We start from the raw sequence: 19,122 nt of genomic DNA on the forward strand, positions 1-19,122 counted from the left end.
AATGACGGCATGGAGACGGTGTGAACATTCTTGTCCTTCCCCTTGCGAAGCCTGAACGCCGCGGCCGTGCCGCCCTGGCCGGTCTGGCGCTGCTGACGGTTTTCGCCGCGACGGGTGCGCAGGCCGGGGTCTGGCGCGGGGACGGCGACCGTCAGGATGTGCGCTCGGTGCAGGTCCAGGTGCCCGCCCTGCAGGATGGCCAGATCTGGGATCAGATGTTCGTCCAGGATCCCGACGTGGCCCGCGTGGTCTCGCTGGGCGGGACCTGCCGCCGGTGCGAACTCTCCGGTCGCGACCTGTCCGGGGCGACGTTCACGGCCGCCACCTTCACCGATGCCACTCTGGTCGATGCCAATCTGCGCGGGTCCGAACTGGTCGGATCGAACTTCTCGGGCGCGGACTTCACACGGGCCGACCTGCGGGGCGCGACCCTTGTCGCCGCCAACTTTACCGGGGCCGACTTCACCAACGCCCGCATGGACGGCATCGAGGGCCTCGGGTCGGTCTTCGTGCGCGCCGACATGTCCTCGGCCAACCTTCAGGGCGCGGCCCTGGGCGGCGCCAATATGAACGGGGCCATTCTGGCACGCGCCGATCTGCAGGGGGCCGAGCTGTTCGGCGTGACCCTGGCCAATGTGAACGCGCGCGGCGCCGATTTCCGTAATGCGGAGATCACGGCCTCGAACCTGTCGAACGGCAATTTTGCCGGCGCCAACTTCCGGGGAGCGGAGCTGGACGGCGCGCGCCTGACCGGAGGCTCCTTCTCGCGCGCAGATTTCACGGGCGCCTCGCTGGACCGCACCGACATCCGCGGTACGGACCTCAGCCTGTCGCGCGGCCTGACCCAGTCGCAGATCGGCGAGGCGTGCGCCGACTCGGCCACCCGCCTGCCCTCGGGCCTGACGGGCCGCAGCTGCCGGAACCTGTCGCGGGTTCAGCCCCCGGCCGCGCCCCGGCCTCCGACCCCTCCCCGCGTCGTGGTCGCGGGCCGCTAGGCCCCAACCTCAAACCTTGATCGGCAGGGCCGTGCGGATGTGCACGTCCTTCAGCTGACGCTCGTCGGCCGCCGTCGGCGCATTCATCAGCAGATCCTCGCCCTGCTGGTTCAGCGGGAAGGCGATGACCTCGCGGATGGCCGTCTGGCCGGCCAGCAGCATGACGATCCGGTCGATCCCGGGCGCGAGGCCCCCGTGCGGCGGGGCGCCATAGCGGAAGGCGTTCAGCATGCCACCGAACTGGTCCTCGACCACCGAGGCGTCATAGCCGGCGATCTCGAAGGCCTTGAGCATGATCTCGGCCTTGTGGTTCCGGATCGCGCCCGAGCACAGCTCATAGCCGTTGCAGACGATGTCGTACTGATAGGCGCGGATGGTCAGCGGATCCTGGGTCTCCAGCGCCCCCAGCCCGCCCTGCGGCATCGAGAAGGGGTTGTGGCTGAAGTCGACCTTCTTCTCTTCCTCGGACCATTCGAACATCGGGAAGTCGACGATCCAGCAGAATTTGAACTGCTCCTCATCGATCAGCTTCAGCTCGGTGCCGACGCGGGTGCGGGCCGATCCGGCGAATTTGGCGAAGGTGGCCGGCAGGCCGGCAGCAAAGAAGGCGGCGTCGCCCTTGCCGAGGCCCAGCGACGTCATCAGGGCCTCGGTCGGCTCCTGGCCCAGGTTCTTGGCGATCGGTCCGCCCCAGGCCTGCTGGTCATCGGACCAGAAGATGTAGCCGAGGCCCGGCTGGCCCTCGCCCTGGGCCCAGCTGTTCATGCGGTCGCAGAAGGCGCGGCTGCCGCCGGTGGGCGCCGGGATGGCCCAGACGGCGTTCTTGGCGTCGGCCGCAAGGATCTTGTTGAACAGGCCAAAGCCGCCGTCGCGGAAATGCTCGGACACATCCTGCATCTTGATGGGGTTGCGCAGGTCGGGCTTGTCGGTGCCGTACCAGGCCATCGACTGGGCGAAGGTCAGACGCTCGAAGCCCTTGTGCTCCAGCGTCTGGCCGAAATCGTTGGTGAAGGTGTGGGGCTGGTCGATCGGCGAGACCGGCTTGCCGTCGGCGAACTCCTCGAACACGCCGTGCATGACGGGCTCAATGGCGGCGAACACGTCTTCCTGGGTGACGAAGCTCATCTCGACGTCGAGCTGATAGAACTCCAGCGACCGGTCGGCGCGCAGGTCCTCGTCGCGGAAACAGGGCGCGATCTGGAAATAGCGGTCGAAGCCCGAGACCATCAGCAGCTGTTTGAACTGCTGCGGCGCCTGGGGCAGCGCATAGAATTTGCCGGGGTGCAGGCGCGACGGCACGAGGAAGTCGCGCGCGCCCTCGGGCGACGAGGCCGTCAGGATCGGCGTCTGGTACTCGAGGAAGCCCTGATCGACCATGCGGCGGCGGATCGAGGAGATCACCTTGGAGCGCAGCACGATGTTCTTGTGCAGGGTCTCGCGGCGCAGATCGAGGTAGCGGTGCTTGAGGCGCAGCTCCTCGGGATATTCCGGCTCGCCAAAGACCGGCAGCGGCAGTTCGGCGGCTTCGGACAGGACCTCGACCGACTCGACCTGAATCTCGATCTGGCCGGTCGGCAGGGTCGCGTTGACGGTCTCGGGCGAGCGGGCGACGACCTCGCCGTCCACGCGGATGACGCTCTCGGCGCGCAGGCGCTCGACGACCTCGAAGCCCGGCGTTTCCGGATGCAGCACCAGCTGGGTCAGGCCGTAGTGGTCGCGCAGGTCGATGAACAGCAGGCCGCCGTGGTCGCGCTTGCGGTGCACCCAGCCCGACAGACGGACCGTCTTGCCGGCATCGTCACCCCGAAGGGCGCCGCAGGTGTGGGTACGATAAAGATGCGTCTCGGCCATGGGTCTGGATCGGTCACGAAAAGGGGAGAATTCGGGAGGCCGGAAGGGCGCATTATCGTCGCTGAAAGTCAAGCATGCGGGTGATCGGGAAAGACACGACCCGCGCGGGAAAGCGCTTTTCACGAACGATACAATATAGCATTAGGCAAGGCGTGACACGCGATCCCGCAGACGAGATCAGCCTGACCCGGGCGCTGGCCATTCTGGCCGCGACCTTTGCCATCGTGTTCGCCAGCCTGCTGCCCTCGGCGGTGGCGGCCTCGGCGGCCGGCGACACGCCGATCCAGCTGTGCTCCGGTCAGGTCATCCGCGTCACGCTCGACGCCGACGGCCACCCCGTCCCGGTCGATCCGGACCAGCAGGCCAGCCTGACCTGCGCCATGGCCCTGCTGTCGGGCCTGCAGGCCGTCGACACCCCGCCGGTCGTGCTGCCGGCTCAGCCAGAGGCCACCGCCGCTCCTGCGTTCGCGCCGGTCTCTGCCAGCGCGCGCCCGACCGCGCTCTATCCGCCAAAGCCCCCCGCCACGGCCCCACCTCACGCCTGAAGACGTCTCTGCCGACCGCGCACGCCCTTGCGGCCGTGCGCCTCCGTGACTCTTTCAGGACATATCCACGTGAAATCCCAACTGTTTGCCGCCACTTCCGTGGTGGCCCTGGCCTTTGCGGCCACCCCTGCCCTCGCCCAGGAGGCGACCGAAGCCACGGTCGACTCGATCATCGTCACCGGTACCCGCAATTCCGACGACCCGCCCGTGGTCGCCGAGGCCCGCACGCGCCTGTCGCGCACGCCCGGCGCCGTGTCGGTCGTGGCCGCAGAGACCTTTGAGGACCGCTTCGCCCAAGGCTTCTATGACACCTTGCGCAACGTCCCCGGCGTGCTGGCGCAAAAGCGCTATGGCGAGGAAGCCCGCCTGTCGATCCGGGGCTCGGGCATTGCCCAGGGCTTCCACCAACGCGGCGTTCTGTTCGCCCAGGACGGCGTGCCGTTTGCCGACGCCGACGGCTTTTCCGACTTTCAGGCCATCGACCCGATGAGCGCCCGCTACATCGAGGTCTACAAGGGCGCCAACACCCTGCGCTTCGGCGGTGCCCAGCTGGGCGGAGCGGTCAATCTGGTCTCGGTCAACGGCCGGACCGCACCCTATGAGACCCTGCTGCGCGTCGAGGGGGGCTCGTTCGACAGCTATCGCGGGCAACTGGCCCTGGCCCGCCAGTGGGGCGACTGGGACCTGTACGCCTCGGTCGCCGGCATGGAATCCGACGGCTATCGCGATCATGCCGACCAGTCGCAGGGGCGTCTGAGCCTGAACCTCGGCCGGTCGTTCGGCGAGGACCGCGAGGTGCGGCTGGTCTTCCAGGCCGCCGACATCAAGCAGGACCTGCCCGGCGCCCTGACCCTGAGCCAGGCGCTGGAGACCCCGGAAATGGCCAGTGCCGGCGCGCTCGCCGGCGATCAGGCCCGTGACCTGACGGTCAAGCGGCTGACCTTGCAAACCCGCTGGCGCCTGAGCGCCTCGACCGTGTTCGAGGGCGCGGTCTGGGGCTGGCAGAAGGATCTGTGGCACCCGATCTTTCAGGTGCTCGACACCGACTCGCAGACGGCGGGCCTGTTCGGGCGATTCGACTGGACCGGTCAGGTCGGCGGCCTGAAGGCCGACCTGTTCTACGGGCTCAGCTATCGCGACGGCGAGGTCGACGGCCAGCGCTACGTCAACACTGCCGGGATGGCCGGGGCCCTGACCGCTGACAATCTGCAAAAGGCCACGGGGCTGGACGTGTTCGCCGAAGGGCGGCTGTTTGTGACCGACCGGCTGGCACTGGTGGCAGGCGGGTCGTATGGCCGGGCGACGCGCGACTATGTCGATCGCCGGAATGCCACCAACAATGACGGCGTCACCTGGGACTGGGTTTCGCCCCGGCTGGGACTGCTGTGGGAGAGCGAGGACGGGGCGCAGGTCTATGCCAACCTGACCCGCTCGGTCGAACCGCCGACCTATGGCGCCCTGGTGCAGGCCCCGCTGACGGGCTTCACCCCGGTCGACATCCAGGACGCCTGGACGGCCGAAGCCGGCACGCGCGGCCGCCGCGGGTCGCTGGCCTGGGACGTCACCCTGTACCGCAGCCGGATCGACGGCGAGATCCTCAACTACATCACCGGACCCGACATTCCGGCCGCCACCTTCAACGGCGATCGGACCATCCATCAGGGTCTCGAGGCCGGGCTGGAGTGGACCCTGCCGGTAACCCCGGCAGACGGCCGATTGGTGCTACGTCAAACCTATAATTACAATGACTTCTATTTCGAACGCGATCTGCTGTGGGAAGGAAACCGGCTGCCGGTCGTGCCCAAGCACCAGTATCGCGCCGAGCTCACCTGGCGGCATCCGTCGGGCCTGTTCGTCACGCCGACGGTCGAGTGGCGGATCGATGACGTCTGGGTCGACTATGCCAATACGCTGAAGGCGCCGGGCTTTACCGTCTGGGGTCTGAACGGCGGCTGGGACCTGGCCAACGGTACCACCCTGTTCGTCGATGCCCGCAACCTGACGGACGAGCGCTACATCAGCGAGATCAGCGCCGTCACCGACGCGCGGACGGCCTCGACCGCCGTCTTCATGCCGGGCGAAGGGCGCTCGGTGTTCGTGGGAGTGAGGTTGAGCCTGTGATGTCGAAGGTCACACAGCCCTGGCAGGACGGCCCTGCCCTGTCCGACAGCTGGCGCCGGGTCTGGCGCTGGCATTTCTTCGCCGGCCTGATCGTCATGCCGGTGCTGATGCTGATGGCCCTGACCGGCGGCCTCTATCTCTACAAGACGGAGATCGAGGGGCTGGCTTGGCGATCGATGGCTGTGGTCGAGGCGCGGGATACCCGCGCCTCGGCTGACCTATGGCAGAAGAATGCCGAACAGGCGGCGGGCGGTACGGCGCTGGCCGTCGTCGTGCCCGACCGCCCCGACCGCGCCGTTCAGGTCCGCGTCCGCACAGATCACGGCGAGCGCACCGTCTTCGTCGATCCCTACGACGGTCAGGTCACCGGCACGGTCGGCGGTCAGGGGATCATGGAACTGGTCAAGAAACTGCACAGCCTCGAACTGCTCGGAAAGCCCTTCAACATCCTGGTCGAGGTGGTGGCCGGCTGGGCCATCATTCTGGTGGCGACCGGCCTGTTCCTGTGGTGGCCGCGCAAGGGTCGGGACGTCGCCGTCGCCCTGCCCCGTCCCGGCAACCCGGCCCGTCGCCCGTTCTGGCGCGACGCCCATGCGGTGACGGGCCTCTATGTCGGCGGGATCATCCTGTTCCTCGCCCTGACCGGCATGCCCTGGTCGGCGGTCTGGGGCGACCGGTTCATGAATGTGATGCGTGAGAGTGGTCTGGGCCGTCCTCCGGCCCCGGCGGCGGCCAGTCCGTGGAGCCACGGCAAGGGCCACAATGCCCCTTCCGGCACCGGCTGGACGATGGAGCACGCCGTGCTGCAGGCCCCGACCGAGGGCCCCGGCATGCTGTCCCGCGTCATCGCCACGGCCGAGGCCGAGGGCATGGGCGCGCCCTACACCGTCTCGATCCCCGCTGATCCGACGCTGGCCTTCACCGTCTCGCGCGTCACCCGCAAGGCCGAGGACGCCCGCAGCCTGTACGTCGACGGCTCGACGGGACGTGTGGTCGCCGACCTGCGCTGGGAGCAGTTCGGCGGCGGCGCCAAGGCCTTCGAATGGGGCATCGCCGTCCATCAGGGCATGCAGTATGGCGAGATCAACCGGTTGATCATGCTGCTGGGCTGCATCGGCATCTGGGTGCTGGGCATCAGCGGTGGAACGATGGTGTGGAAACGGCGTCCGCGCGGGCGTGGCATCACCCCCCCGCCTGCGCCACCGGGCGGTCGGGGCCGAGCCGCCGTGCTGGGCATCGTCCTGCCGCTGGCGGTGATCTTTCCGCTGACGGGCCTGTCGCTGGCAGTCGCCCTTGGCGCAGAGTGGCTGTGGGGGCGAATGCGGCGCTGAGACCCGCCATTCATCCACAGACGCGACAGCTTGTCCCGGATGGTCACAGCCATGCTTAACCGATCGCCGCAGGGTTCTGATATGTCAGGGACCATGACGTCCCCGACGGACAGCACCGGCCAGATGCGACTGCCCCTCAGGCGAGGCCTGAGCGGGCAGGAAGAGGCGTTTGTCGTCTCGGCCAGCAATGCGGCGGCCCATCAGGCGCTTCTGACCTGGCCCACACCGCTGGGCGGGACGGCGGCCCTGTGCGGCCCGGCGGGATCGGGCAAGAGCCATCTGGCCCGGGTCTGGGCGGAACGGGTCGGGGCCCTGCCCTTCGACGGCATGGAGATCGCCCTGGCCGACCCGCTGGAGCTGGAAGGCCGTCCGCTGCTGCTCGATTCGGCGGCAACAGTGGACGACGAGACCCTGTTTCACCTGATGAATCTGGCCCAGGCGCCCGGTGGCGCCCTGCTGCTGGTGTCGCGCGACCTGCCGGGACAATGGCCGGTCGACCTGCCGGATCTGCGGTCCCGCCTGAACGGCCTGCTGGTCCTGACGCTGGAAGCGCCGGATGACGCGGTGCTGGCCGCCATGTTCCGCGCTCGGTTCGCCGAACGCAGCCTGCAGCCCGCCGAGGATGTGATCGCCTATCTGATCCGCCGGGTGGACCGGTCTGCCGACAGCGTCGAGCGCGTGGTGGAACTTCTGGACGGGGCCCACGCTCCGGTCACGCGGGTTCTGGCGCGCCGGGTGCTGGACGAAAGTGGCGACCTGTTCGCCCCGGAGTGAGATCGAAGGTTGCGACTGTCATTGCCCCGGTCCAGAACCGCATCATGACGGATACGCCCTCGCCCGACCTGTCCTCCATCACCGATCAGGCCGTGGGCGAAGGTGTGCCCACCTCGCGCGCGCCACAGCTGAAGCTGTCCGAGACCCTGATCACCTCGCCCACCCGTTTCATCAACCGGGAACTGTCATGGCTGGCCTTCAACGGGCGGGTCATGGAAGAGGCGTCGAATCCCGCCCACCCGCTGCTGGAGCGGCTGCGGTTCCTGTCGATCTCGGCCAACAACCTGGATGAGTTCTTCATGACCCGGGTCGCGGGCCTGAAGGGTCAGGTACGCGAGCGGGTGCGGGTGCTGTCGGCCGACGGCCTGACGCCCAGCGAGGCGCTGGAGCGGATCAATGAGGCCGCCGGCGAGCTGATGGCGCATCAGCAGAAGCGCTGGCGCAAGCTCAAGGTCGAGCTGGCCCATGCGGGCATCGAGGTGATCGACGCCAGCAAGGCGACCAAGACCGAGCGCGAGCGGCTGGAGCCCGAATTCCTCGACCAGCTGTTCGCCATCCTGACGCCGATGGCGATCGACCCGGCGCACCCCTTCCCGTTCCTGCCCAACCTCGGCTTCTCGCTGGCGCTCAAGCTGCGTCGGCGTCGGGACAATCGCATCCTGTACGCCCTGGTGCCCGTGCCGACCCAGGTGAAGCGGTTCTGGCCCCTGCCCACCGACGGCCGGTCGGCCAAGGGGCGCACCCGCTATGTGACGCTGGAAAGCCTGCTGATGCTTTTCATCGACCACCTGTTCCCCGGCTGTGACGTGCTGGAGCGCGGGACCTTCCGCCTGATCCGCGATTCGGACATCGAGATCGAGGAAGAGGCCGAAGACCTGGTCATGGAGTTCGAGGAGGCGCTGAAACAGCGCCGGATGGGCTCGGTCGTGCGCATCAAGATCGAGGCCTCCATGCCCGACGACCTGCGCGACTTCATCACCCGCGAGCTGCACGCCCTGCCACAGGACGTGGTGATGATCGACGGCATGCTGGGTCTGGCCCAGGTGTCGGAGCTGATCGGCGGCGGCCACCCCGACCTGAAATTCCCGGGCTATGAGCCCCGCTATCCGGAGCGGGTCCGAGACCATGGCGGCGATGTCTTTGCCGCCATTCGCGAGAAGGACATGCTGATCCACCACCCGTTCGAGAGCTTCGACGTGGTGGTGCAATTCCTGCGTCAGGCCGCGCGCGACCCCAACGTCATCGCCATCAAACAGACCCTCTATCGCACATCGCGCGACAGTCCGGTGGTCGCCGCCCTGATCGAGGCGGCCGAGAACGGCAAGAACGTCACCGCCGTCGTCGAGATCAAGGCGCGCTTCGACGAGGAAGCCAACCTGCGCTGGGCGCGGGCCATGGAGCGGGCGGGCGTGCACGTCGTCTTCGGCTTCGTCGAGTACAAGACCCACTCCAAGCTGAGCGTGGTCGTGCGGCGCGAGGGCGACGGGCTGCGGTCCTACTGCCATGTCGGCACGGGCAACTACCACCCGGTGACGGCGCGCATCTATACCGACCTGTCGCTGTTCTCATGCCAGCCGACGCTGACGCGCGATGCTAACCGGGTGTTCAACTACATCACCGGCTATGCCCAGCCCGACGATCTGGAACAGATGGTCGTCTCGCCGCTCAATATGAAGTCGACCCTGATCGAGCTGATCGAGAAGGAGATGGCCGCCGCCGCGCGGGGCAAGCCCGCCGCCATCTGGGCCAAGATGAACTCGCTGGTCGATCCCGACATCATCGATGCCCTGTACCGGGCCAGCCAGTCGGGCGTGCGCATCGACCTGGTCATCCGGGGCATCTGCTGCCTGCGCCCGGGGGTGAAGGGCCTGTCCCAGAACATCCGGGTCAAGTCGATCGTCGGCCGCTTCCTGGAGCACAGCCGCATCGTGGCCTTTGCCAACGGGCGGGACCTGCCCAACGACCGGGCGAAGCTGTTCATCTCGTCGGCGGACTGGATGAACCGCAATCTGGAGCGCCGCGTCGAGGTGATGGCGCCGGTCCTGAATGCGACCGTCCACGACCAGGTGCTGGACCAGATCATGGTCGCCAATCTCAAGGACGACGCCCAGAGCTGGGAGCTGGACTCCGAGGGCAACTACCACCGGCTGAAGCCCGCCGATCCCGAACGGCCCTTCTCGGCGCACCGCTATTTCATGACCAATCCCAGCCTGTCCGGACGCGGCAGCAAGGTAAAGACGCTACCGGCCACGCTGCGCTATGACCGCCCTGACGCCTGACCCCCTCCACTCCCGCGCGACGACCTCGGCCGACGCCGCGGTGATCGACATCGGCTCCAACTCGGTGCGCATGGTGCTGTACCGGCTGGAGGGGCGCGCCGTCTGGACGGTGTTCAACGAAAAGGTGCTCGCCGGGCTGGGCCGCGACCTGCCGAATACGGGGCGCCTGTCCGAAGAGGGCGTGCTGATGGCCCTGCCGGCGCTGCGCCGGTTCGCCGCCGTCATCGAGGGGGTGCGCCCCGAGCATGTGTTCGTGGCCGCGACCGCCGCCGTCCGCGACGCCGAGGACGGGCTGGAGTTCTGCGAGCGGGTGGCTGCAGAGACCGGCATGCACATCCGCGTCCTGTCCGGCGAGGAAGAGGCGCGCGAGGCCGCGCGCGGCGTGCTGGCGGGTCACCCGGCCGCCGAGGGCGTGGCCGCCGACATGGGCGGGGCCAGTCTGGAGCTGATCCGCCTCAAGGATGGCGAAGTGGGTCAGGGAATCACCCTGCCGCTGGGCCCCTTCGCCCTGGCCGATGGCGGCGATTTCGACGCCAAGAAACTGCGCACCAAGATCGACAAGCGACTGAAGGGCAAGACGGCGGACTTCAAGGCCCCGATCCTGCACGCCGTCGGCGGGGCCTGGCGCAGCATCGCCCAGCTGCATATGGCGATGTCGGACTACCCGCTGCAGATCGTGCACCAGTACGCCATGACGGCCGACGACGCGCGCGAGGTGGCCCGCTTCGTCTCGCGCCAGTCGCGCGCCTCGCTGGACCGGACGCCGGGTGTGTCGCGCCGACGGGCCGAGACCCTGCCCTATGCCGCCCTGGTGCTGGAGGCCCTGATCGAGCGGCTTGAGCTGAAGAGCGTGGAGTTCTCGGCCTGGGGCCTGCGCGAAGGTTTGTTGCAGGACGCCCTCAGTGACGAGCATCGCGACAGCGACCCGCTGATCGCCGGCTGTGCGGCCTGGGGGGCGCGGCAGGGGATTTCGCCCCTGCTACCCGGCGCCCTTCAGGCTTGGCTGGAGCCCGTCCTGCCCGCCCTGCCGGAGAGTTTCGGCAAGGCGCGGGACCATGCGCTGACCACCGCGGCCTGTCATCTCTGCGATCTCGGGGCACGCCTGCACCCGGACCACCGCGTCGAACTGGTCTTCGACCAGGTGCTGCGCGCGCCGGTTCCCGGACAGACCCATGCGGAGCGCGCCTTCCTCGCCTGCGCGCTGAACGCCCGCTACGGCGGGCCGTCGGCCACACCCCAGCCCGAGGTCATCGACCGCCTGCTGGACGAAGGGGCACGGCGCCATGCCAAGGCGCTCGGTCAGGCGATTCGCCTCGCCTGCGACCTGTCCGGGCGCGCGCCGCAGCTGCTGGCCGGCGCCCGCCTGTCGCTTGAGGACAAGACGCTGATCCTGACGGCGGCGGACGGCTATGCAGACATGCTGCTGGGCGAGCAGACCCGGCGGCGGCTGAAGAACCTGGCCGATACCCTCGATCTTGAGTGCGGCGACTGACCGGCGCAGTCTGTCCCTCACACTTCGGGAGGGTGACATGCCAGTGACGGGAATCGGCGGCTTCTTCTTTCGCTCAAAAGATCCGGACGGTCTGGCCGCCTGGTATCTGAAGCATCTGGGTGTCGGCGCCCCGCCCGGCGCCTTCGTCTGGGATCAGCAGGCGGGCCCGACCGTCTTCGCCCCGTTCAAGGACGACAGCGACTATTTCGCCGCCGACAGGCGCTGGATGCTGAACCTGCGCGTCGAGGGTCTGGACGACCTGCTGGCGTCGCTGGCCGCGGCCGGCATCCCGGTCGAGACTCGCGCCGAATGGGACGCGCCCGAGGTCGGGCGGTTCGCCCGCATCCACGACCCCGAGGGCAATCCGATCGAACTGTGGGAGCCCGCGGGGGCCTAGTCCTCGATCTCGACGACCTCGACGCGCGAGCCGTTCAGGACCAGAGCCAGCTCGCCACGCTTCAGCTTCAGGGCGTCGTCCCCGAACAGGTCCCGCCGCCAGCCGCGCAGGGCGTCGACATCCGCGTCGTCATCCAGCGCGATCTTCTCGAGGTCCGCGACGTTGGCGATCATCTTGGGGGCGACGCCGGCATTGTCGCTCTTGGCCTTCAGCAGCACCTTCAGCAGTTCCACCACCGAGGGGGCCGCCGCCGGACGGTGGCCCGGACGCTCCAGCTTCGGCGCATGGGCCTCGGGGTCGGCCAGCACCCGCCGCAGTTCCTCGATCAGGCTCTCGCCGAGGCGCGAGGCCCCGAATCCCTTGGACACCGAGCGCAGGCGGTTGAAGGCGTCCGGATCGGTCGGCGCCTGGGTGGCGATCTCGTCGATGGCTTCGTCCTTGATGATGCGCCCGCGCGGCTGGTCGCGTTCCTGGGCCGTGCGCTCGCGCCAGACAGCCGTGGCCACGAACGCGGCCAGATATTTGGCCGAATATTTCTTGGGCTTCAGGCGCTTCCAGGCATTTTCGGGTGTGGTGTCGTAAAGCGCCGGGTCGGTCAGACTGCCCATTTCCTCCAGCACCCAGTCCAGCCGTCCGGCCTTCTTCAACTGCTCGCGCAGTTTCGGGTACAGGGCGGCCAGATGGGTCACATCGCCGAGCGCATAGGTCAGCTGGGCGTCCGACAGCGGGCGCCGCGCCCAGTCGGTGAACCGGCTGCCCTTGTCCAGATCGCGCTTCAGCATCTGGCGCACCAGCGCCTCGTACGACACCTGATCGCCGAATCCGGCCGCCATGCCCGCCACCTGGGTGTCGAACATGGGCAGGGGCATGGCCCCCAGCCGCACGAAGATCTCCGTGTCCTGCCGCGCGGCGTGGAACACCTTGATGATGTCCGGATCGCGCAGCAGTTCGAGGAACGGCTCGAGGTCCAGCCCGTCCGCCAGCGGGTCGATGATGCCCGAGACCTCCGACGACGCCGCCTGGATCAGGCACAGCTTGGGCCAATAGGTCGTCTCGCGCATGAATTCCGTGTCCACGGCGATGAACGGCGCGCGGGCCAGTTCGGCACAGAATTCGACAAGGGCTGGATTGGTGGTGATCGGTGTCATTTGGATGCTATAGCCCCCGCGTGCGCCCCCATGGCAAGAGGGACGCCGGATTTCCGTCCACTGATTCAGGTTCGTGTTCGATGAGCGACAGTTCCCCTCCCCCGCCCAACGGCCTGACCTACGCCCAGGCGGGGGTGGATATCGACGCCGGTGAGCGGCTGGTCGATGCGATCAAGCCGCTGGCGAAATCGACCGCGCGCAAGGGGTCCGAGCCGTCGCTGGGCGGATTCGGTGCCCTGTTCGACCTCAAGGCGGCCGGGTTCGAGGACCCGCTGATCGTCGCCACGACCGACGGGGTCGGCACCAAGCTGAAGATCGCCATCGACACCGGCCGCCATGACGGCGTCGGCGTCGATCTGGTGGCCATGTGCGTCAACGACCTGCTGGCCCAGGGCGCCGAGCCCCTGCTGTTCCTCGACTATTACGCTACCGGCAAGCTGGACGTGGAGGCCGCCCGCCGCGTGGTGGCCGGCATCGCCGAGGGCTGCCGCCAGGCCGGCTGTGCCCTCGTGGGCGGCGAGACGGCCGAGATGCCGGGCCTCTATGAAGGCAGCGACTATGATCTGGCGGGCTTTTCGCTGGGCGCGGTCGAGCGCGGCCATACCCTGCCCCGTCACGATCTGCAGAACACCGGCGACGTCATCATCGGCCTGGCCTCCAGCGGCCCGCACTCGAATGGCTATTCCCTGATCCGCAAGGTGATCGAGACGCGCGGCCTGAACTGGGCCGACGACGCCCCCTTCGCCCATGAGCGCACCCTGGCCCAGGCCCTGATGGAGCCGACCCGCATCTATGTGAAATCGGTCCTGCCGCTGATGAAACAGGGCTGGGTCAAGGGCGCCGCCCACATCACCGGTGGCGGCCTGATCGAGAATCCGCCCCGCTGCATCGCCCCCGGCCTCGAGGCGGCGTTCGACTGGCAGGCCTGGCCGCGCCCGGCCGTGTTCGACTGGCTGGCCGAAAACGGCGGCATTTCCGACCACGAGATGCGCCGCACCTTCAACTGTGGCGTGGGCTTCATCCTGATCGTCGGCCCCGAGCACGTCGAGGATGCGCTGGAGGCCCTGCTGGAAGCCGGCGAGACCGCCTTTGTCTGCGGCCAGCTTCAGGCCAGCGCCTGAGCGGTTGACGCCCCGGGCGGCTTGCCCTCACGGTAGCCGCCCTGTTCAGGAGATCGCCATGCGTCTGCTCGCTTCCCTCTGCCTGACGGCAGGTCTCGCCCTTTCGGCGGGACTGGCCACACCGGCCTCCGCCCAGACCCCGGCCGCCGTGGATCATGCCGACCTCAGGGCGCTGGGCCTTCTGGTCCAGCCGGAGCGGATGCGGGCCGACATCCATACCATGGTCGACTTCGGCACCCGCCACACCCTGTCGGAGACCCAGTCCGAGACGCGCGGCATCGGTGCGGCCCGCCGCTGGGCCGAACGCGAGTTCGAGAGCATCAGCCGCGACTGTGGCGGCTGCCTCGAGATCGTCACCCCGTCGGACACAGTCACAGGCCGGCGCGTGCCGACCCCGACCGAGGTCGTCGATGTCGTCGCCATCCAGCGCGGCACCGGCGATCCGAACCGCGTCATCATCATCTCGGGCCACCTCGATTCGCGCGTCAGCGACGTGATGGACTTCACCTCCGACGCGCCCGGCGCCAATGACGATGCCTCGGGCGTAGCCGCCGTGCTGGAGGCCGCCCGCATCCTCTCGGCCTATGAGTTCGACGCCACCCTCGTCTATGCCGTGCTGTCGGGCGAGGAGCAGGGTCTGCTGGGCGGCAAGATCCTGGCCGACTATGCGACCGAGCAGGGCTGGTTCGTTCAGGCCAATCTGAACAACGACATCGTCGGCAATTCCGAGGGCCAGAGCGGCATCGTCGACACCACCCGCGTGCGGGTCTTCTCGGAAGGCACCAAGACGGTCGAGACCGAGGCCCAGGCCAACAACCGTCGCTACAACGGCGGCGAGGTCGATTCCTCCTCGCGCAATCTGGCCCGCTTCATCGACGGCATCGCCGACCGCTATCTGACCAATTTCGACGTCGAGATGATCTATCGCACCGACCGCTTCGGGCGCGGCGGCGACCAGGTCGAGATGCTGCGCGCGGGCTTCCCCGCGGTGCGGATTTCCGAGGGCGCCGAGAATTACGACCGCCAGCATCAGGACCTGCGGGTCGAGGACGGCGTCCACTATGGCGACACCATCGACGGCGTGGACTTCGACTATCTGGCCCAGGTCACCCGCCTGAACGTCATCAGCATGGCGGCGCTGGCCCGTGCCCCCGCACCGCCGACCGGGGTGACCATCGCCGGTGCGGTGCAGCCCGACACCACCCTGACCTGGCAGGCCGTGCCCGGCGCCGCGGGCTACCGCGTCTGGTGGCGGTCCACCACCGCCCCCCAGTGGACGTACAGCCGCTGGATCGCGGGCGGCGACACGACCCGCGTCGTGCTGGAAGGCATCGTCATCGACGACTTCTTCTTTGGCGTCTCGGCGGTCTCGGCCGACGGCTATGAGAGCCCGGTCACCTTCCCCGGCCCGCCCGGCGACTATCGCGTGGCCGCTGCCGAGTGACAAAAGCGCCTGTCCGTGTCGCCGTGCTGATCTCCGGCACGGGCAGCAATATGCGCGCCCTCGTAGAGGGGGCCGGCGACGCCTATGCGGTCGCGCTCGTGCTGTCGAACAAGGCGGAGGCCCCAGGTTTGGCCTGGGCCGCCGAGCGCGGCATCCCGACCATTGCCCTTCCCCACGCCCCCTATGGCAAGGATCGACAGGCGCACGAAGCGGCCATCGATGACGCCCTGCGCAACCACGCCATCCAGGTCGTCGCCCTCGCCGGCTATATGCGCGTCCTGACCCCCTGGCTGGTCGGGCGCTGGTCCGGCCGCATGCTGAACATCCACCCCAGCCTGCTGCCGAAATACCCCGGCCTCGACACCCATCGCCGCGCCATCGAGGCCGGCGACGCCGAGGCCGGCTGCACCGTCCACCTCGTCAGCGAAGGCGTGGACGAAGGGCCCGTGCTGGATCAGGCCCATGTACCGGTCATGGCAGGCGACACGCCGGAGACCCTCGCCGCCCGCGTGCTCGAGGCCGAGCACAGGCTGTATCCGCAGGCACTGGCGGCATTCTGCGCGGGACTGTGAGGGGCGGCGCTAGCGGGTATCCGCGTCCGGCCAACAAATTCGGCACCCGCTCAATGGCTTGACCACGCCGGAAGTCTTTTAGCCCGCCCTGCATCCTCCCGCACCTATGCTGCCCGGCACCAGACCGGCGCGCAGGAGGGATACAGACTATTCAGACGATTCAGACGGTGTTTTTCGTCCCCTCTCCCGTGGGAGAGGGGGTAGGGGGTGAGGGGCTCTCCCTCACCTTCGGCGTGAGCCGTCGCACCGGTCCTGCCACGGCTGTCGCCGAATGAAGACGCCAACCCTCATCCGGAGCTCACGCGCCACCTTCTCCCACCGGGAGAAGGGTCACCCCCTACCGGCGGGTCGCACTCGAGACCATTCAGACCATTCAGACGGTATTTCGCCCACGAAAAAGGCCCCGGCGTTTCCACCGGGGCCTTGTTCATCACGTCACTCAGCCTTAGCCGACGATCTGGTCGTCGGTGAAGAACTGGGCGATTTCGATGCCGGCGTTTTCGATCGAGTCCGAGCCGTGGACCGAGTTTTCACCGATCGACAGGGCGAACTGCTTGCGGATGGTGCCCTCGGCGGCCTGTTCCGGGTTGGTGGCACCCATGACTTCGCGGTAGCGGGCCACGGCGTTCTCGCCTTCCAGCACCTGGACGACGACGGGCTCGGCGGTCATCTGGCCGACCAGCTCACCGTAGAAGGGGCGCTCGGCGTGGACTTCGTAGAATTTCTTCGCTTGCGCTTCGGTCAGCTTCACACGGCGCTGGCCGACGATGCGCAGGCCGGCGCCCTCGATCACGGCGTTGATGGCGCCCGTCAGGTTGCGGCGCGTCGCGTCGGGCTTGATGATCGAGAAGGTGCGTTCGGTCATGGGGTCAGTCTTCGTTTGGGGGTTTCGGGTCGCGGGCTTATAGCGGGGCGCCCGCGCCTTTCCAACCACCCCCGTGATGCCGGTCGCCGTCAGGCGCATCCGGTGCCCGTCTGCCTTTTGCGATATTCCTCCTCCCCATGCTTCAAATCACCAATCTGACCTTCAACGCCTGGGGCCGCCGGTTCCTCGACGACGCCTCCGTCTCCCTGCCGCCCGGGGCCAAGGTCGGCCTCGTGGGCCGGAACGGTATCGGCAAGTCGACCCTGTTCAAGATCATCCTCGGCGAGCTGGCCGGCAACGGTGACGAGGTCTCCCTCCCGAAGACCGCCCGCATCGGCTCGGTCGACCAGGAGCACCCAGCCACACCCGTCAGCGTGTTGGACACCATCCTGGAGGCCGACGAGGAGCGTCACGCCCTGATGACCCGGCTGGAGACGGCCGAGCCCGAGGAGATGGGGGAGATCTGGGCCCGGCTGATCGAGATCGACGCCGACAGCGCCCCGGCGCGCGCCTCGGAAATTCTGGTCGGTCTGGGCTTCAGCCAGGAAGAGCTGCACCGGCCGATGTCGCACTTCTCGGGCGGCTGGCGGATGCGGGTGGCGCTGGCCGCCGCCCTGTTCGCCGAGCCCGACATGCTGCTGCTGGACGAGCCGACCAACTACCTCGACCTTGAAGGCGCGCTGTGGCTGGAAGCCCGGCTGAAGAAGTATCCGGCCACGGCCCTGATCATCAGCCACGACCGCGAGATGCTGAACGCGGTCTGCACCCACATCCTGCACCTGTCGAACCACAAGCTGGACCTCTACACCGGCAACTACGACACCTTCGAAAAGACCCGGTCCGAGAAGCTTCGCCTGATGGCCGCCACCCGGGCCAAACAGGACGCCGAGCGCGCCCACCTGCAGTCCTTCGTCGACCGCTTCAAGGCCAAGGCCTCCAAGGCCGCGCAGGCCCAGTCGCGGGTCAAGAAGCTGGAGAAGATGCAGCGCATCGAACTGCCGCCCGAGGACCGGGTCGCGCCCTTCGTCCTGCCGTCGCCGCCGCGCCCCCTGCCGCCGCCGCTCATCCGTCTGGAAAAGGCCTCGGTCGGCTATGAGCCGGGCAAGCCGATCCTGCGGAACCTCAACCTGCGGATGGACCTGGACGACCGCATCGGCCTGCTGGGCGTCAACGGGGCGGGCAAGTCGACCTTTGCCAAGCTGATCGCCAAGGCCCTGACCATCCAGGCCGGGGAGTTCCACCGCGACGGCAAGATGCGGGTGGGCTGGTTCCACCAGCACCAGATCGAGGCCATGGACCCGACCGACACCCCGCTGGAGATCATCCGCCGGGCCATGCCGGACGCCTCCGAATCCAGCCGCCGCTCGCGTCTGGCCCAGTTCGGCCTGCCGTTCGAGAAGCAGGAGACCCGCGTCGATGCCCTGTCGGGCGGCGAACGCGCACGGCTGCTGCTGAACATGGTGGCCATGGACGCGCCCCACATCCTGATCCTCGACGAGCCGACCAACCACCTCGACATCGACAGCCGGCGGGCCCTGCTGGATGCGCTGAACGAATATACGGGCGCCGTCATCCTGATCACCCACGACCGCTCGCTGATGGAGCTGGTGGCCGACCGGCTGTGGCTGGCCGCCGACGGCACGGTGAAGCCCTTCGAGGGCGACATGGACGCCTATGCCGCCTTCGTGCTGGAGCGGGCGAAGCAGGGGTCCAAGCCTGCCCAGCTCAAGGCCGAGCCGGAACCGGCGCCCGCGGCGACGCCTGCCCTCCAGCCCTCGCCCGCCGCGAGCAAATCGGGCGGGAGCAAGGACAAGACCCCCTCACCCTCGACCCTGCGCCATGCGGCGAAGAAGGCCGAGGCCGAGATGGCGCGCCTGACCGATCAGCTGGCCCGCATCGACGACGACCTGGCCGAGGCCTCGGTCAACGATCCGTCGAAGCTGGAAGGCCTGACTCGCGCCCGGGTCAAGGCCCAGACCGCGCTGGACGAGGCCGAGGCCGCCTGGCTGGCCGCCGAGGAAACCCTGGCCGCCGTCGAGGCCGGCTGACCCCTTCCCTCCCCGCGCCGAAATGGTCTAAGGCCACGCCAGAACCTGGCGGATGTGGCGGAACTGGTAGACGCACTGGATTTAGGTTCCAGCGCCGCGAGGCGTGGAGGTTCGAGTCCTCTCATCCGCACCAGGTCCG

At 68.2% G+C, this 19,122-nt stretch carries 15 protein-coding genes and 1 tRNA gene; 13 read left to right on the forward strand and 3 right to left on the reverse strand.

Annotated features, from left to right (window positions below):
- The first annotated feature begins 20 nt into the window (after positions 1-20).
- The gene (locus tag LC068_RS02270; protein ID WP_226634188.1) at positions 21-995 is read left to right on the forward strand and encodes a pentapeptide repeat-containing protein; all 975 of its coding nucleotides are present in this window, start codon (positions 21-23) and stop codon (positions 993-995) included.
- A 9-nt stretch (positions 996-1,004) separates the two neighbouring features.
- Here the strand turns inward: LC068_RS02270 and aspS are convergent, their stop codons facing one another.
- Positions 1,005-2,846, reverse strand: coding sequence for an aspartate--tRNA ligase (aspS, locus tag LC068_RS02275; protein ID WP_226634190.1), 1,842 nt, complete (start codon positions 2,844-2,846; stop codon positions 1,005-1,007).
- Between the two features lie 152 nt (positions 2,847-2,998).
- Here aspS and LC068_RS02280 point away from each other — a divergent pair, with 152 nt between their 5' ends.
- From LC068_RS02280 to LC068_RS02310, 7 genes are all read left to right on the forward strand, one after another.
- On the forward strand, positions 2,999-3,391 hold the full coding sequence (locus tag LC068_RS02280) for a hypothetical protein (protein ID WP_226634191.1): 393 nt from the start codon (positions 2,999-3,001) through the stop codon (positions 3,389-3,391).
- A 69-nt stretch (positions 3,392-3,460) separates the two neighbouring features.
- On the forward strand, positions 3,461-5,512 hold the full coding sequence (locus LC068_RS02285; RefSeq protein ID WP_226634193.1) for a TonB-dependent receptor family protein: 2,052 nt from the start codon (positions 3,461-3,463) through the stop codon (positions 5,510-5,512).
- Entirely contained in the window at positions 5,512-6,843 is a 1,332-nt protein-coding gene (locus tag LC068_RS02290; protein ID WP_226634195.1) for a PepSY-associated TM helix domain-containing protein, read from the forward strand. Before LC068_RS02285 ends, LC068_RS02290 begins: the two co-directional genes overlap by 1 nt.
- A gap of 93 nt (positions 6,844-6,936) precedes the next feature.
- Positions 6,937-7,617 (forward strand): P-loop NTPase family protein, encoded by a 681-nt coding sequence (locus LC068_RS02295; RefSeq protein ID WP_226634197.1) that lies wholly within the window; start codon positions 6,937-6,939, stop codon positions 7,615-7,617.
- A 44-nt stretch (positions 7,618-7,661) separates the two neighbouring features.
- Positions 7,662-9,896: an RNA degradosome polyphosphate kinase gene (locus LC068_RS02300; RefSeq protein WP_226634198.1), complete on the forward strand. Its 2,235-nt coding sequence runs from the start codon at positions 7,662-7,664 to the stop codon at positions 9,894-9,896.
- The gene (locus tag LC068_RS02305; protein ID WP_226634200.1) at positions 9,877-11,388 is read left to right on the forward strand and encodes a Ppx/GppA phosphatase family protein; all 1,512 of its coding nucleotides are present in this window, start codon (positions 9,877-9,879) and stop codon (positions 11,386-11,388) included. The genes LC068_RS02300 and LC068_RS02305 overlap by 20 nt, the downstream gene beginning before the upstream one ends.
- Before the next feature lie 37 nt (positions 11,389-11,425).
- Positions 11,426-11,785 (forward strand): VOC family protein, encoded by a 360-nt coding sequence (locus tag LC068_RS02310; RefSeq protein WP_226634202.1) that lies wholly within the window; start codon positions 11,426-11,428, stop codon positions 11,783-11,785.
- Here LC068_RS02310 and rnd read toward each other — a convergent pair.
- Positions 11,782-12,933 (reverse strand): ribonuclease D, encoded by a 1,152-nt coding sequence (rnd, locus tag LC068_RS02315; RefSeq protein WP_226634203.1) that lies wholly within the window; start codon positions 12,931-12,933, stop codon positions 11,782-11,784. The two genes, LC068_RS02310 and rnd, sit on opposite strands and share 4 nt — an antisense overlap.
- A gap of 80 nt (positions 12,934-13,013) precedes the next feature.
- Here rnd and purM point away from each other — a divergent pair, with 80 nt between their 5' ends.
- The 3 genes from purM to purN are packed head-to-tail and all read left to right on the forward strand — an operon-like array spanning position 13,014 to position 16,070.
- A complete protein-coding gene (gene purM, locus LC068_RS02320) occupies positions 13,014-14,054 on the forward strand; it encodes a phosphoribosylformylglycinamidine cyclo-ligase (RefSeq protein WP_226634204.1) in 1,041 nt (346 codons plus the stop codon).
- Between the two features lie 58 nt (positions 14,055-14,112).
- Positions 14,113-15,498 carry a M28 family peptidase gene (locus LC068_RS02325; RefSeq protein WP_226634205.1) on the forward strand — a complete coding sequence of 462 codons (1,386 nt, stop codon included), beginning with the start codon at positions 14,113-14,115 and terminating at the stop codon, positions 15,496-15,498.
- On the forward strand, positions 15,495-16,070 hold the full coding sequence (purN, locus tag LC068_RS02330; RefSeq protein WP_226634206.1) for a phosphoribosylglycinamide formyltransferase: 576 nt from the start codon (positions 15,495-15,497) through the stop codon (positions 16,068-16,070). The genes LC068_RS02325 and purN overlap by 4 nt, the downstream gene beginning before the upstream one ends.
- Before the next feature lie 445 nt (positions 16,071-16,515).
- On the opposite strand, the gene ndk is transcribed toward purN, so the two are convergent.
- Positions 16,516-16,935, reverse strand: a complete 420-nt coding sequence (gene ndk / locus LC068_RS02335; protein WP_226634207.1) for a nucleoside-diphosphate kinase — start codon at positions 16,933-16,935, stop codon at positions 16,516-16,518.
- Positions 16,936-17,072: 137 nt separating this feature from the next.
- On the opposite strand from ndk, the gene LC068_RS02340 reads away from it, so the two are divergent.
- Together LC068_RS02340 and LC068_RS02345 are read left to right on the forward strand one after the other, a co-directional pair.
- Positions 17,073-18,983 carry an ABC-F family ATP-binding cassette domain-containing protein gene (locus LC068_RS02340; RefSeq protein WP_226634209.1) on the forward strand — a complete coding sequence of 637 codons (1,911 nt, stop codon included), beginning with the start codon at positions 17,073-17,075 and terminating at the stop codon, positions 18,981-18,983.
- A 48-nt stretch (positions 18,984-19,031) separates the two neighbouring features.
- Positions 19,032-19,116 (forward strand) — tRNA-Leu (locus LC068_RS02345).
- The last annotated feature ends 6 nt before the right edge of the window (positions 19,117-19,122 follow it).

Origin of the sequence: Brevundimonas poindexterae, from assembly GCF_020524625.1 — a bacterium.
In the GTDB taxonomy this organism is placed as follows: Bacteria; Pseudomonadota; Alphaproteobacteria; order Caulobacterales; family Caulobacteraceae; genus Brevundimonas; species Brevundimonas poindexterae_A.

Excerpts from the sequence above, each read along its gene's own strand:
- LC068_RS02310 (WP_226634202.1), top strand. The coding sequence starts at position 11,426 with ATGCCAGTGACGGGAATCGGCGGCTTCTTCTTTCGCTCAAAAGATCCG.
- LC068_RS02325 (WP_226634205.1), top strand. The coding sequence starts at position 14,113 with ATGCGTCTGCTCGCTTCCCTCTGCCTGACGGCAGGTCTCGCCCTTTCG.
- purM (WP_226634204.1), top strand. The coding sequence starts at position 13,014 with ATGAGCGACAGTTCCCCTCCCCCGCCCAACGGCCTGACCTACGCCCAG.
- LC068_RS02300 (WP_226634198.1), top strand. The coding sequence starts at position 7,662 with ATGACGGATACGCCCTCGCCCGACCTGTCCTCCATCACCGATCAGGCC.
- rnd (WP_226634203.1), bottom strand. The coding sequence starts at position 12,933 with ATGACACCGATCACCACCAATCCAGCCCTTGTCGAATTCTGTGCCGAA.
- aspS (WP_226634190.1), bottom strand. The coding sequence starts at position 2,846 with ATGGCCGAGACGCATCTTTATCGTACCCACACCTGCGGCGCCCTTCGG.
- LC068_RS02305 (WP_226634200.1), top strand. The coding sequence starts at position 9,877 with ATGACCGCCCTGACGCCTGACCCCCTCCACTCCCGCGCGACGACCTCG.
- ndk (WP_226634207.1), bottom strand. The coding sequence starts at position 16,935 with ATGACCGAACGCACCTTCTCGATCATCAAGCCCGACGCGACGCGCCGC.
- LC068_RS02295 (WP_226634197.1), top strand. The coding sequence starts at position 6,937 with ATGACGTCCCCGACGGACAGCACCGGCCAGATGCGACTGCCCCTCAGG.
- LC068_RS02290 (WP_226634195.1), top strand. The coding sequence starts at position 5,512 with ATGTCGAAGGTCACACAGCCCTGGCAGGACGGCCCTGCCCTGTCCGAC.
- LC068_RS02340 (WP_226634209.1), top strand. The coding sequence starts at position 17,073 with ATGCTTCAAATCACCAATCTGACCTTCAACGCCTGGGGCCGCCGGTTC.